The 12967-nt window shown below is 68.2% G+C and carries 15 protein-coding genes; 9 read left to right on the forward strand and 6 right to left on the reverse strand.

Annotated features, from left to right (window positions below):
- Positions 1-107: 107 nt before the first annotated feature.
- Both erpA and B116_RS0102315 read left to right on the forward strand, forming a co-directional pair.
- Positions 108-470, forward strand: coding sequence for an iron-sulfur cluster insertion protein ErpA (gene erpA, locus B116_RS0102310; protein WP_018216456.1), 363 nt, complete (start codon positions 108-110; stop codon positions 468-470).
- A 155-nt stretch (positions 471-625) separates the two neighbouring features.
- The gene (locus tag B116_RS0102315; protein ID WP_018721438.1) at positions 626-1603 is read left to right on the forward strand and encodes a carbohydrate kinase family protein; all 978 of its coding nucleotides are present in this window, start codon (positions 626-628) and stop codon (positions 1601-1603) included.
- Between the two features lie 35 nt (positions 1604-1638).
- Here the strand turns inward: B116_RS0102315 and B116_RS0102320 are convergent, their stop codons facing one another.
- Positions 1639-1869 carry a sulfurtransferase TusA family protein gene (locus tag B116_RS0102320; protein WP_018721439.1) on the reverse strand — a complete coding sequence of 77 codons (231 nt, stop codon included), beginning with the start codon at positions 1867-1869 and terminating at the stop codon, positions 1639-1641.
- The gene (locus tag B116_RS0102325) at positions 1866-3017 is read right to left on the reverse strand and encodes a cysteine desulfurase family protein (protein WP_027659105.1); all 1152 of its coding nucleotides are present in this window, start codon (positions 3015-3017) and stop codon (positions 1866-1868) included. Before B116_RS0102325 ends, B116_RS0102320 begins: the two co-directional genes overlap by 4 nt.
- Before the next feature lie 194 nt (positions 3018-3211).
- On the opposite strand from B116_RS0102325, the gene ctaC reads away from it, so the two are divergent.
- Together ctaC and B116_RS0102335 are read left to right on the forward strand one after the other, a co-directional pair.
- A complete protein-coding gene (gene ctaC, locus B116_RS0102330) occupies positions 3212-4183 on the forward strand; it encodes an aa3-type cytochrome oxidase subunit II (RefSeq protein WP_026321559.1) in 972 nt (323 codons plus the stop codon).
- A gap of 10 nt (positions 4184-4193) precedes the next feature.
- Positions 4194-4619 (forward strand): cytochrome c oxidase subunit 4, encoded by a 426-nt coding sequence (locus B116_RS0102335; protein WP_018721442.1) that lies wholly within the window; start codon positions 4194-4196, stop codon positions 4617-4619.
- A 169-nt stretch (positions 4620-4788) separates the two neighbouring features.
- Here the strand turns inward: B116_RS0102335 and trpD are convergent, their stop codons facing one another.
- From trpD to B116_RS0102350, 3 genes are all read right to left on the reverse strand, one after another.
- On the reverse strand, positions 4789-5850 hold the full coding sequence (gene trpD / locus B116_RS0102340; protein ID WP_018721443.1) for an anthranilate phosphoribosyltransferase: 1062 nt from the start codon (positions 5848-5850) through the stop codon (positions 4789-4791).
- A gap of 78 nt (positions 5851-5928) precedes the next feature.
- Positions 5929-6324, reverse strand: coding sequence for a response regulator (locus B116_RS0102345; RefSeq protein ID WP_018721444.1), 396 nt, complete (start codon positions 6322-6324; stop codon positions 5929-5931).
- Positions 6325-6415: 91 nt separating this feature from the next.
- Entirely contained in the window at positions 6416-7375 is a 960-nt protein-coding gene (locus B116_RS0102350) for a cytochrome c oxidase assembly protein (RefSeq protein WP_027659106.1), read from the reverse strand.
- A 107-nt stretch (positions 7376-7482) separates the two neighbouring features.
- On the opposite strand from B116_RS0102350, the gene ctaE reads away from it, so the two are divergent.
- The 5 genes from ctaE to B116_RS0102375 all read left to right on the forward strand — a co-directional run bounded on the left by ctaE (position 7483) and on the right by B116_RS0102375 (position 12574).
- Complete coding sequence (ctaE, locus tag B116_RS0102355; RefSeq protein ID WP_012014506.1) at positions 7483-8082, forward strand: aa3-type cytochrome oxidase subunit III; 600 nt, start codon at positions 7483-7485, stop codon at positions 8080-8082.
- A 72-nt stretch (positions 8083-8154) separates the two neighbouring features.
- Complete coding sequence (qcrC, locus tag B116_RS0102360; RefSeq protein WP_018721446.1) at positions 8155-8988, forward strand: cytochrome bc1 complex diheme cytochrome c subunit; 834 nt, start codon at positions 8155-8157, stop codon at positions 8986-8988.
- 67 nt (positions 8989-9055) lie between these two features.
- The gene (gene qcrA, locus B116_RS0102365; protein ID WP_018721447.1) at positions 9056-10141 is read left to right on the forward strand and encodes a cytochrome bc1 complex Rieske iron-sulfur subunit; all 1086 of its coding nucleotides are present in this window, start codon (positions 9056-9058) and stop codon (positions 10139-10141) included.
- Entirely contained in the window at positions 10138-11748 is a 1611-nt protein-coding gene (gene qcrB, locus B116_RS0102370; protein WP_026321560.1) for a cytochrome bc1 complex cytochrome b subunit, read from the forward strand. Before qcrA ends, qcrB begins: the two co-directional genes overlap by 4 nt.
- Positions 11749-11893: 145 nt before the next feature.
- Positions 11894-12574 carry a DUF4142 domain-containing protein gene (locus B116_RS0102375; RefSeq protein WP_027659107.1) on the forward strand — a complete coding sequence of 227 codons (681 nt, stop codon included), beginning with the start codon at positions 11894-11896 and terminating at the stop codon, positions 12572-12574.
- A 73-nt stretch (positions 12575-12647) separates the two neighbouring features.
- Here B116_RS0102375 and B116_RS0102380 read toward each other — a convergent pair whose 3' ends face one another.
- Positions 12648-12935 carry an Lrp/AsnC family transcriptional regulator gene (locus B116_RS0102380; protein ID WP_018721450.1) on the reverse strand — a complete coding sequence of 96 codons (288 nt, stop codon included), beginning with the start codon at positions 12933-12935 and terminating at the stop codon, positions 12648-12650.
- Between the last annotated feature and the right edge of the window lie 32 nt (positions 12936-12967).

Raw genomic sequence — 12967 nt, forward strand, 5'->3', positions numbered from 1 at the left:
GGCCCGGTAGCAAGCGGCCTACAATCGAAAGCCGGACCGCAGTGGGAATCGTTGACCGACGGTGTTGGCCACGACGACCACACCTTACGTGTGCAGGGAGATTCCACGTGACCACGCCAGCGCAGACCGAGTCGACCGAGGCCCCCACGACCGTCATCCTCACCGACGTCGCGGCCCAGAAGGTCAAGGCTCTGATCGAGCAGGAGGGCCGTGACGACCTGCGGCTCCGGGTCGCGGTGCAGCCGGGTGGCTGCTCCGGCCTGCGGTACCAGCTCTTCTTCGACGAGCGGTCGCTCGACGGTGATGTCGTCACCGACTTCGACGGCGTGGAGGTCGTCGTTGACCGGATGAGCGCCCCGTACCTGGGTGGCGCCACCATCGACTTCGCCGACCGTATCGACGCGCAGGGCTTCACGATCGACAACCCGAACGCGGGGAACTCCTGCGCCTGCGGCGACTCGTTCAGCTGACCGCCTTCTGGCTGGGCCGGCCCCGGTTCTCCAACACGGGACCGGCCCCCGGCGGCTGGTACGGGAGTTGCCGATGGTTCAACTGAACGGTTACCTCGGGGTAGCCGGAGCGGTAGGCTGACCGACGCCCCGCTCCCGACACCCCAAGGGATGACATGAAGATCGCCGTGACCGGCTCGATCGCGACTGACCACCTGATGAGCTTCCCCGGCCGATTTGCCGAGCAGTTCATCGCGGACCAGCTCGACAAGGTGTCGCTCTCCTTCCTGGTGGACGACCTTGTACTACGACGGGGCGGGGTGGCCGCCAACATCGCCTTCGGCATGGGCCAGCTGGGCCTGCGCCCGGTTCTGGTGGGCGCGGTGGGTGCCGACTTCGCCGACTACCGTTCCTGGCTGGAGCGGCACGGCGTTGACTGCGACTCGGTGCATGTGAGCGAGATCGCCCACACCGCCCGCTTTGTCTGCACCACCGACACCGAGATGTGCCAGATCGCCTCCTTCTACGCGGGGGCCATGAGCGAGGCGCGCAACATCGAGCTGGAGCCGATCGCCCAGCGGGCCGGCGGTCTCGACCTGGTACTAGTCGGCGCCAACGACCCGGAGGCGATGCTGCGCCACTCCGCCGAGTGCCGGGAGCGGGGGTACGCGTTCGCGGCCGACCCCTCCCAGCAGCTTGCCCGGATGCCGGGCGAGGACGTGGTCGCGCTGGTTGAGGGCGCCGAATACCTGATGACCAACGAGTACGAGAAGTCGCTGCTGCAGAGCAAGGCCGGCCTCAGCGACGAGCAGCTGCTCGACCTGGTCAAGGTACGGGTGACCACTCTGGGCAAGCAGGGTGTGGAGATCGCCGGGCGGGACATCGACCCGATCCATGTGCCGATTGCCCGGGAGATCCGCGCGGTTGACCCGACCGGAGTCGGCGACGGGTTCCGGGGCGGCTTCTTTGCCGCGCTCTCCTGGGGTCTCGGGCTGGAGCGGGCCGCCCAGGTCGGCTCGTTGCTGGCCACCCTCGTGTTGGAGGCGGTCGGCACCCAGGAGTACCAGCTCCGCAGAGACCTGTTCATCAAGCGGCTCGCCGAGTCGTACGGCGATGCGGCTGCCGAAGAGGTCCGCCCGCACCTGGTGCCGTGATCCCACGCCGGCACTGATTCCCCGGGCCCGGGGAATCAGTGCCGGCGGCGAACGTCGAATCCCGGGCCGTCGGGACCGTCCACCCGGCCTACGAACTCCTGCCCTCGAAGGCGGCACCAGGCGGGTAGGTCCACCGCGGCGGCCGGATCATCGGCCAGCACCCGGATGAGGGCGCCCACCGGCAGCTCGGGCAGGCGGCGGGCCACCGCGATCACCGGTAGCGGGCAGCGCTGCCCCCGGCAGTCGAGCACCTCGGGCGCCGTCATAGCCCCACCACGCCCGCCTCGGCCCGCAACGCGGCCACGATCCCCGGGAGCTCGGTCAGGAACCGCTCCACATCGGCCTCGGTCGTGTCCTGGTGCAGCGAGACCCGAACATTGCCGTGTGACAACACTCCCATCGCCGCCAGCACGTGCGACGGGCGCAGCGTTGACGACGTGCACGACGACCCGGAGGAGACGGCGAAACCGCGTCGGTCCAACGCTTGTAGCAGCGCCTCACCATCGACGTACAGGCAGGAGAAGGTCACCAGGTGCGGAAGTCGATCTTCGGGATCACCGACCACCTCCACATCCGACACCTCGGTCGCCACCCGGGCCCGGATCCGATCCACCAGGCGGGCGAGTCGGGCCGCCCGCGCGTCCGCATCGGCCGCGGCTGCGCGCAGACTCGCTGCCGCCGCGACGATCGCCGGTAGGTTCACCACCCCCGGGGCCCGTCCCGATTCGCGTTCGTCCATCGGCCACGGCGACTCCCAGCGGGTGCCCTTGCGGACCACCAGCAGGCCGACTCCCGGCGGCCCGCCCCACTTGTGGGCGCTCGCGGTCAGCACCGACCAGCCCGTCGGCACCGGCGCGTGCCCGACCACCTGTGCCGCGTCAACGTAGAGCGGTACTCCGGCGGCGGCGCAGGCGGCGCCGGCTTCGGTGACCGGCTGCACGGTGCCCACCTCGTGACTCGCGGCGATCAGGGCCGCGAGCGCGGTGCCGGGCGCCCCGACCGCCGCCGACCAGGCCTCCAGATCGATCCGGCCGACCCGGTCGACCGGGATTGATGTCGCCGTACCGCCGCCGGCCACGTGCCGCTCGGCGGCGTGCAGCACCGCCGAGTGCTCGATCGCCGAGTGCACCAGGCCGGACCCGGCTCGCCGACGTCCGGCGAGCCCGCCGAGGACGGCCGAGTGCGCAGCCGCCGTACCGCTTGGGGTGAAGGAGAGCTCGTCCGGCCGGACGCCGAGCGTGGCCGCGGCGGCCTCCCGCGCCGCGTCCAGGAGTTGACGCGCACGCCGTGCTTGGGCGTAGAGCCGTTGTGGGTCGGCCCAGCCGTCGTCCAGGGCGGCCAGTAGCGCCTGTCGGGCGACGGGGTGCAGTGGCGCGGCGGAGGCGGCGTCTAGGTAGACCGGAGAGGCGTTCACGGAACTCCACGTTATCGCCTCCCCTGTCCCGTGATCACCCCGATGGGGGCGGACAACCACCCCAATCAGGTCCAGCCGGTCCTGGTCGAGTAATCTGCGACCGTCGGTGACCCCTTTGCCGCCGGTGTTGTAGCTCCACCGGCGGAGGCCGGCAGATCAGATGACACGGCGGCGCGCTAGGGAGGCAGGACCAGGTGGTCGCAAGGAGTTCGGAGGTACGGCCGTCGGCCGTACGGCACAGCGTCTACCCGGGAGCCGGTGGGCGCCGGGTGCGGGGTGCCGGCCGGGTGGCTGGGCTCGGTCTCGGCGGAGCGGCACTGCTGGTCCTGCTCACGGGCTGCGATGTCGGTGCTGCGTTCGGCGGCTTCGGCTGGCCGCAGGGTGGCATCACCCCCGAGGCGAACCGGATGTACGACCTGTGGATCGCCTCGTGCATCGCGGCGCTCGCGGTCGGCGTGTTCGTGTGGGGCCTCATCTTCTGGTGCGTGGTGCGCTACCGGAAGCGGGGCAACGAGCTGCCGGTGCAGACTCGCTACAACCTGCCGATGGAGTTCCTTTACACCATCGCCCCGATCCTGATCGTCTCCGTGCTCTTCTACTACACGGCGATCGTGCAGACCGATGTGGGGAAGACCTCCCGGGACCCGGACGTCACCGTCGAGGTGGTCGCCTTCAAGTGGAACTGGCAGTTCAACTACCGCGACGGCCAGGGCGTGGAGGCCAACACGGTGGCTTCGGTCCTCGGCACCAGCGAGGTCATCCCGATCCTGGTGTTGCCCTCGGACCGATCGATCCGCTTCGAAGAGACCAGCCGCGACGTCATCCACTCGTTCTGGGTGCCGGAGATGCTGTTCAAGCGTGACGTCTTCCCCGGTAGCATCCGCAACGTCTTCGAGGTCTCCAAGCTCGAGGGCGAGGGTGCGTACGTGGGCCGCTGCGCCGAGCTGTGCGGCACCTACCACGCTTTCATGAACTTCGAACTGCGGGTCGTCACGCCGGAGAAGTACGACCAGTTCATCGCCGCTAAGCAGGACGGACGGTCCACGCAGGAGGCGCTGACCGCAATCGGTGAGGATCCGTACGCGACGACCACCGAGCCGTTCGACACGCGACGCACCGACGCCAACTTCAACCCCGACAAGTCGGCTACCGGCTCGGGTAACTGAGGGAGCAGGCATGAAGACCGAGTGGCGCATCTTCCTCATCATCGCCGGGTTCCTGCTCTTTGCCGCGGCGCTCTACGGGGGCTGGACCTACGGCGACGGCGGCCAGATCGAGTGGGTTGGCACCATCGCCCTGCTGTTGAGCTTCCTGCTCTGCCTGATGTGCGGTGGCTTCTTCTGGTTTGTCGCCCGGCGAATCGATCTGCGCCCCGAGGACCGGGCTGATGCGGAGATCGCTGATGGCGCGGGTGAGGTGGGCTTCTTCAGCCCGGGCAGCTACTGGCCGTTCGGTATCGCGTTGGCGGCCACTGTCGCCGGTCTCGGCCTCGTGTTCTGGCAGCTCTGGCTGCTGGCTGTCGGCCTGGTAGCGGTCGTCCTCGCCACCTGTGGCCTGCTCTTCGAGTACTACAGCGGTACCCGGCGCACTGCCGAGCACTGATCATTATTAGACGAACGGCCCGTTCCCGGCAGGGAACGGGCCGTTCGTCGTACGGGTGCTGATCGCTCTGCGAGCGGATGGCAGTGGGCCCGTGGCGCGGTTGGGTGATCCAACGGCGGTGCCCAGTGGCCCTTCCGCCGGTCTGGCGTTGGCTCAGCTGGTCGTTGGCTCAGACGGTCGCTGGCCGGACGGTTTGGGCTACCTCGATCCAGCGCTCCAGCGTGCGGGCCGCGGCGCCGGAGTCGATTGAATCGGCGGCGCGGAGTAGGCCGGCCTGCAGCGCCCCGGTCAGGTCTGTGTCCAGGGGCCCCTGGGTGGCGAGCGCCGCAGCGGCGTTGACCAGCACCGCGTCTCGCACCGGTCCGGTCTCCCCGGCCAGCAGGCGGCGTACCGCATCGGCGTTGTAGGCGACGTCACCGCCGCGTAGGTCGGCGAGGGTGGCCCGGGGTATCCCAAGGTCGGTCGCGTCGAGCAGTACCTCGGAGACCGTGCCTCCCTGTGCCGCCCAGACACGGGTAGGGGCAGCGGTGGTGAACTCGTCGAGTCCATCCTCACCGCGCAGGACGAGTGCCGAGTCACCGCGGGCGGCGAAGACCGCGGCCATGACCGGCGCCATCCGAGCGTCGAAGCAGCCGACTGCACCGGCTCGGGGACGAGCCGGGTTGGTGAGCGGGCCGAGGAAGTTGAAGGCGGTTGGTACGCCTAGCTCTCGACGGACCGGGCCAGCGTGGCGCATCCCGGGGTGGAACCGGGCGGCGAAGCAGAAGCCGATCCCTGCCTCGGCGACGCAGGTCGCCACCGCCTCGGGGCCCAAGTCCAGCGGCAGACCGAGGAACTCCAGTACGTCCGCGGTGCCGCAGGATGAAGAAGCGGCCCGGTTGCCGTGCTTGACGACCCGCACGCCGGCTCCAGCGACCACCAGGGAGGCCATGGTGGAGATGTTGACGGTGTGCGCGAGATCGCCGCCAGTGCCCACCACATCCACTGCGGTTGCGCGAAGCTCCGCGGGTAGTTCGACCGGAACGGCGTGCGTCAGCATCGCCTCGACCAGGCCGGAGAGCTCGGCGGGGGTTTCCCCCTTGGCCCGCAGCGCGACGGCGAAGCCGGCAATCTGCGCCGGGCCCGCCGATCCGGACATGATCTCACCCATCGCCCAGGCAGTGTCGGCGGTGGATAGCTCGTCGCCGCGCAGCAGCGCAGCGAGCAGGTGCGGCCAGGTCCGTTCGCCCATGAGGGCCTCCCGAGCGGTCCAGGGGTTAGGATCCGGCGCCGGCGGATCCGGCGCCGAGGCGGTGCCGGAGTGGGGACGTCAGGTCGGTGCGTGGGTCCGCAGCACTTCGGCAACGGTCGTGCCGGTAGTCACCGGATCGAGCGGGTGCACCAGGGTGGCGTCAACCTCGGCGTAGGCGGCGAGCCATCGGTCGGCGGCGCGAGCGAGCACCACGCAGGTGGGCGGGGGGTCGGCCCGGTCGTCCTTGATCTGCCGGGCGATGCCGAGGCCGCCGCCCGGGTGGGCCTCGCCGTCCAGAAGTAGGAGATCAATTTCGTAGTCGTCAACCAGCCGGATGCACTCGGCGTAGTCGGACGCGTCGACGAACTCGACCTTGAGGCCGGGTGCGGGCCGGGTGCCGACGGCGAGTCGCATCCGATCCCGGACCTGTGGGTCGTCACTGTAGAGCAGGACAGTGCACCGACGATCGCTCATTGCTTAACTGGCTCCCACCTCGTAGCTATCCGCCGATCGTACCGGGCGTATCCAGCAGGGCTTCCGCGGGCGGTGCTCCCCGGCCCGGCAGTCAGCCCACCGTCGGGCGGGCCCGCTGCTCGGCCTCCTGGCGGTCCAGCTCGCGGTCGATCCGGCGGGCCTCCCGTTCGGCCTGGCGCATCCATCGCACGACCAGCACCGCCAGCATGGTGACGCTGACGAACTCGCCGCCGCCCCAGAGGATGCCGCCGGCGATCACCTGGTCCTGCCACGGGTCGGCCCAGGTCAGGTCGAGCGAGGAGTGCCAGTCGCCACCAAGGAGGGTGGTCGACTGCATGATGGTGAGCCCGAGCACGGTGTAGAACGGCACGCAGAGCAGCATCAGCAGCGCCCGCCCCGGGTAGGGCCAGCGGTGAGGCAGCGGGTCGAGCCCGAGCAGCGGCCAGAAGAGGAGGCATCCGACCAGCAGTACGTGTGCGTGGACCAACCCGTGCGCCCACCCGTGTTCGAGCGTGTAGCGGTACAGGTCGGTGAAGTAGAGGGCGAACGGGGTGGCCATGAAGATCGCGAAGGCGGCCAGGGGGTAGCTGCAGAGCCGGGCGATCCGGCTGTGCACGAGCGTCCGCAGTAGCTCGCGCGGGTGCGGCGGCAACGCCTGTAGCGCCAGCGTGATCGGGGCGCCCAGGGCCAGGAAGATCGGTGCCACCATGGAGAGCACCAGGTGCTGCGTTAGGTGCACCGACAGCAGTGTCGTGTCATAGGCCGCCAGCCCGCTGAGGGTCACTGTGGCGATGCCGCCGAGGCCGGGGCCGAGGAAGAGCAGTGTTCGGACCACCGGCCATCGGTCGCCGCGTACCCGGAGCCGACGTACGCCGTAGAGGTAGAGTCCAGCTGCGAGCGCCAAGCCGACGGCGGTCCAGCTGACTGGCTGTACCTCGGTGAAGACCGAGGTGAGGCTGAAGGGCGGCGGGGTGGCCGCGGGTGCCGCGACCGAGGTCGCGGCCGGTGCGGCGACTTCGGTAGCAATGGAGACTGGATCGACGCGCTGCACGTTTTTACCCTAGGTGAGGCTAATCGGACCCCCCCGATCGGGCTGCCCGGAGCACCGGTTTGGGCCCCCGCTGATCGCCGGCCTCGCTTAACGGCAATAATGACCGCGTGACTGCGGCCCCAGCGATTGACAAGAGCCGGATCCACTCCCTGACGCGACCCAACATGGTCAGCGTCGGGACGATCGTGTGGCTCTCCAGTGAACTCATGTTCTTCGCGGCGCTGTTCGCGATGTACTTCTCGATCCGTGCCGCGGCGCCGGAGCAGTGGGCGGAGCACACTCCGCACCTGAATGTTCCGTACGCGACGACGTTCACGGTGATTTTGGTGCTCTCGTCAGTGACCTGCCAGATCGGCGTGTTCGCTGCGGAGAAGGGGGACGTGCACGCCCTGCGGCGCTGGTTCACGATCACCTTTGTGATGGGACTGATCTTCGTACTCGGGCAGCTGAACGAGTACCGGGAGCTGATCCACGAGGGCATCAAGATCAATGAAGATGGCTACGGATCGATGTTCTACCTCACCACCGGCTTCCACGGGCTCCACGTGGCAGGCGGTCTGGTCGCCTTCGTCATCTTCATGATTCGCACCACCATGGGTCGATTCACGCCGGCACAGGCGACGTCGGCGATCGTGGTGTCGTACTACTGGCACTTCGTCGATGTGGTGTGGATCGCGCTCTACGCCATGATCTACTGGCTTCAGTGATCTTGGCGCGCCCCGAATCGCGCCGCTGCTTCGTCCCCTCAGGCAAGGTCCAACCGGTTAAGGACACAGGTCATGACTTCTGACAACGACCGCCGACGCGGTCTGCTCGCGCGGCTGCGCGGGCGGCCCGTGGCGCGCAGCAGGGGCCGCCGCCGGCTGGGTGCCGCGGTCCGGCTGCTGGCAGCGCTGATGCTGGCCGGCGGCGCCTACACGGCTTTCGCCCCCAGCGTGCAGGCGCAGGACACACAGATGTCCAGCGCCGCCACGGATGGCAAGGCGCTGTTCAACGAAAGCTGTGTGAGCTGCCACGGTCGCAACGCGCAGGGTGTCGAGGGGCGCGGCCCGAGTCTGGTCGGTGTTGGCTCCGCCTCGGTCGAGTTCCAGGTGGGCACGGGCCGCATGCCGATGGTCCGGCAGGAGGCCCAGGCGCCCCGCAAGCCTCCGGTCTTCAATGACGATGAGATCCGTCAGCTCGGGCAGTACATCCAGGAGCTGGGTGGCGGCCCAGAGGTGCCGGCCGGCGAGGATCTTCACAAGGGCGGCAACCTCGCCGCCGGTGGTGAGCTGTTCCGGATCAACTGCTCGCAGTGTCACGCCTTCGGCGGTGGCGGTGGAGCCCTCTCCTCGGGTAAGTACGCGCCGACCCTGAAGCCCGCCACCGACCGTCAGATCTATGCCGCGATGCTCAGTGGTCCGCAGAACATGCCGGTGTTCGGGGACAACCAGATCACGCCCGAGCAGAAGGCGGACATCATCGCCTACATCCAGGAGACCCTGAACCACAACCAGGACCCGGGTGGCTTCAACCTCGGCCGCTACGGTCCCTCGACCGAAGGCCTGGCGATCTTCCTGGTTGGCATCGTCGCGCTGGTCTTTACCACCCTGTGGATTGCGGGTAAGTCGTGACCGGGCGGTTCCTGACCAACATTGCGCCGGTGTCGCGGGTCGGCACCGCCCACAGCGAGGTGACGGCATGACCACCACCCACCCTGAGCACGCGGGCGGCGACCAGCCGGTCGACCTGGATGACCCGGATCTCAGTCGCTTCGACATCGTCCGTGCGGGTGCCCGTGAGGACGACATCGAGATCGTCCACTATGAGCCGCAGGTCGTGCCCGGCAGCAAGGCCGAGCGACGACTGAGCCGTACGGTCGCCCTGTTCTTCCTGCTTACCGGCGTCTCCGCGACCGCCTTCCTGGCGATCTACATCTGGTGGCCCTGGGAGTACGAGCTGGGTTACGGCGGCGACAAGTGGTATACGCCGCTGCTCGGTGTCACCCTGGGTATCGCCCTGCTCGGCATCGGCTTCGGCATTCTCACCTGGGGCAAGAAGCTGCTGCCCAAGGAGGTCTCGGTCCAGGACCGGCATGAGAGCGTCAACGAGCGGGACCGCATCATCACCGGGCAGACGATGCTCTATATGGCCGACGAGCTGGGCGTGAAGCGCCGGCCGTTGCTGGGAGTCTCGCTGCTGGCCGGTCTCGCGCCGGTCGGCGCGGTGGCCGCGGCGCCGCTAGTGGGTGGCCTGATTTCGCAGCCGCACAAGAACAACCAGATGTTCACCACGGGCTTCGCCCCCACCGACGACGGGCAGAAGAAGGTCCGGCTGGTCCGAGAGGACGGCCGTCCGATCCGCCCGGCGGACATCAGCGCTGGTGGCCAGATCACCGTCTTCCCCGGCATCGAACACGGGGTGAGTAACAAGTACGCGGACTCGCCGGCGCTGCTGATCCACCTTCGGGACGCGGATGCGCAGGAGGCCCGCGAGGCCAACGTGCGGATCGGCCACGACGACTACATGTGGGGCAACTTCGCCGCCTACTCGAAGATCTGCACGCACGCTGGCTGCCCTGCCAGCCTCTACGAACAGCAGACCAACCGGCTGCTCTGCCCGTGTCACCAGTCGCAGTTCCTGATCACCGACAACGCGAAGCCCATCTTCGGTCCCGCCAGCCGTCGGCTGCCGCAGTTGCCGATCGTCGTTGACGACGAGGGTTACTTCGTGGCCACGTCCGACTACACCGAGACCGTCGGACCCGACTTCTGGGAGCGGCCGTGAAGCGGCGAAAGTTTGAGATGGCAGCCGTCCCGGGCAATGCGGCCCGGGGAGTGGACGACCGCTTCCAGGTGGCCACCCCGCTCCGTCGACTGCTGAACAAGGTCTTCCCGGACCACTGGTCCTTCCTGCTGGGTGAGATCGCGCTCTTCTCGTTCATCATCCTGCTGCTCACCGGGGTCTTCCTGACCTTCTTCTTCGAGCCGGCGATGACCGAGGTGATCTACAACGGCAGTTACGCCCCGCTGCGGGGCACGCCGATGTCCGCCGCGTACGCCTCCAGTCTGGACATTACGTTCGACATCCGGGGTGGCCTCATCATGCGGCAGATGCACCACTGGTCGGCCCTGTTGTTCATGGCCGCGATCGTGGTGCACATGCTGCGGGTCTTCTTCACCGGCGCGTTCCGTAAGCCGCGGGAGGCTAACTGGATCATCGGCTCGCTGCTGTTCTGGGTCGGCTTCCTGGCCGGTTTCACCGGCTACTCCCTGCCGGACGATGGCCTCTCGGGCACCGGGCTCCGGATCGCCTCCGGCATCATGTTGTCGATTCCGGTGATCGGCTCCTGGCTCACGTCCTCGATCTTCGACGGCGAGTTCCCCGGAACGATCATCATCAGCCGGTTCTACATCGCCCACGTCCTGCTCATCCCCGGCCTGCTGCTCGCGCTGATCGGCGCGCACCTGGGGCTGGTCTTCAAGCAGAAGCACACCCAGTGGCCCGGCCCCGGCCGGACCAACGACAACGTGGTCGGCGAGCGGATGTTCCCGCGGTACGCGTTGAAGCAGGGCGGCTTCTTCATGGTCGTCTTCGGTGTGATCGCGCTGATGGCTGGCCTGTTCCAGATCAACCCGATCTGGCTGTTCGGGCCGTACGAGGCGTGGGTGGTGTCGGCCGCCAGCCAGCCCGACTGGTACGTCATGTTCCTCGACGGCTCTACCCGGCTGATGCCCGCCTGGGAGATCTATATTCCGATCGGCGACGGGTACGTCATTCCGCCGCTATTCTGGCCGACGGTCGTGTTGCCCGGGGTACTGGTGGGCATGTCCGTGCTCTATCCGTTCATTGAGGCCCGGCGCCTCAAGGACCACCGCAGCCACAATCTGCTCCAGCGGCCGAGGGACGTTCCGGCACGTAGCGGGCTGGGAGCCATGGCCGTCACCTTCTACCTGGTGCTGGCGCTTTCCGGGGCGAACGACGTCATCGCCGACAAGTTCAACATCAGTCTGAACGCGATGACCTGGGGCGGCCGAATCGGTCTGCTGCTGCTCCCGCCGCTGGCGTACTACGTCACCTACCGGCTCTGTCTGGGTCTCCAGCAGCATGACCGGGAGGTCCTGGCGCACGGGGTGGAGACCGGTATCATCCGGCGGCTGCCAGACGGCCGGTTCGTCGAGGTGCACCAGCCGCTCCACCGCGAAGAGGGCGAACTGGAGTACGTCGGCTGGGTGGTGCCGAAGAAGATGAACCGGCTGGGCGCGCTCGGCCCGGCGATCCGGGGCTTCTTCTACCCGATCGAGAAGCCCGCCGAGGCGCCGGTGTCGCCGGCGTCCCCGCCGGTCGATTCGGACACCGAGCGTTCGGAGATCACCAGCGGCGAGCGCCGCTGACCTCACCCGCGACGTAGCTGCACGTGGCGCCCGCCGGAGCTCTTCCGGCGGGCGCCACGTCTATTGGGCCGGCATGGGCTGAGACAGAGGATTAACCCCGGTCAGCCGGGTATCCGTGCGGTCCAACGTCTCTAGGGGAGGACGAATGTTGGGATTCAAACGCCTGGGCCTACTGGCCGCGTTGGTGCTGGTGGGTATCGCACCCGCCGCGGCCGCCCAGGCCGCGGTGCAGCCATCACAGCAGGACACCCAGTACCTACAGGCCATTCACCAGGTGAATCTGTTTGAGATCAGTAAGGGGGAGATGGCCGGGCAGAAGGGCCAGGACCAGGGGGTCCAGAATCTGGGCCAGCAGATCGGGACTGACCACACCCAACTGGACGAGACGGTCCAACAGGTCGCGAACCAGCTTGGGGTCGAGCTGGCGGACGAGCCGACGGCCGACCAGCAGGACGCCATGGACCAGATGAACAACGCCAGCGGCGAGCAATTCGACCAGCTCTGGGTGACCAGTAACCTGACCGCCCACGTCCAGGCCATCCAGGCCACCCAGACGGAGATCTCGCAGGGCTCTGACTCGTCGGTGATCGAGCTTGCGCAGACTGCGCTGCCGACCCTGCAGACCCACTACGACGAGTTGGTCGAGCTCGCCAACCAGCTGGGTGTCCCAGTCCCGCAGACCACCGGCACCGGCACCCCGAGCCCCGGCATGACCACTCCGGGCCCCGGAACCACCACTGAGAGCCCGGCTCCGGGTAGCACCACCGAGTCGCCGGCTCCAGGCGGCGGTACCGGCACCGAGACCCCGGCTCCGGGCGTGAGTTGACCACGATGAGGTAGTCCAACGGCCGGTCCACCCCATCTGGGGTGGACCGGCCGTTGGCTGTGCTTGCGGCCCGTCAGTCGGTTGTGGCCAGGCCGATCGCGAACGTCTGCTCGAGGTCGTGCTGCGAGTACGCGCGGAACGCGATGTGGGAATCGGTGTTCAGCACCCCCGACACCTTGGAGATGCGCCCCGCGATCACCTCAGCGATCTGCTCGAACTCGCGGACCCGGACTATCGCGACCAGGTCAACCTGCCCGGCCACCGAGTAGACCTCGCTGACACCGGGCAGTGCGGCGAGTGCCTCGGCCACCTCAGGGATCGAGTCGGTGGCGCAGTCGATCAGCACAATCGCGGTGATCACGGGAGTTCGCTCCGTTCGTCGGCTTCGTCGCT

It is taken from the genome of Salinispora fenicalii (assembly GCF_000514815.1).
GTDB classification, from domain to species: Bacteria; Actinomycetota; Actinomycetes; order Mycobacteriales; family Micromonosporaceae; genus Micromonospora; species Micromonospora fenicalii.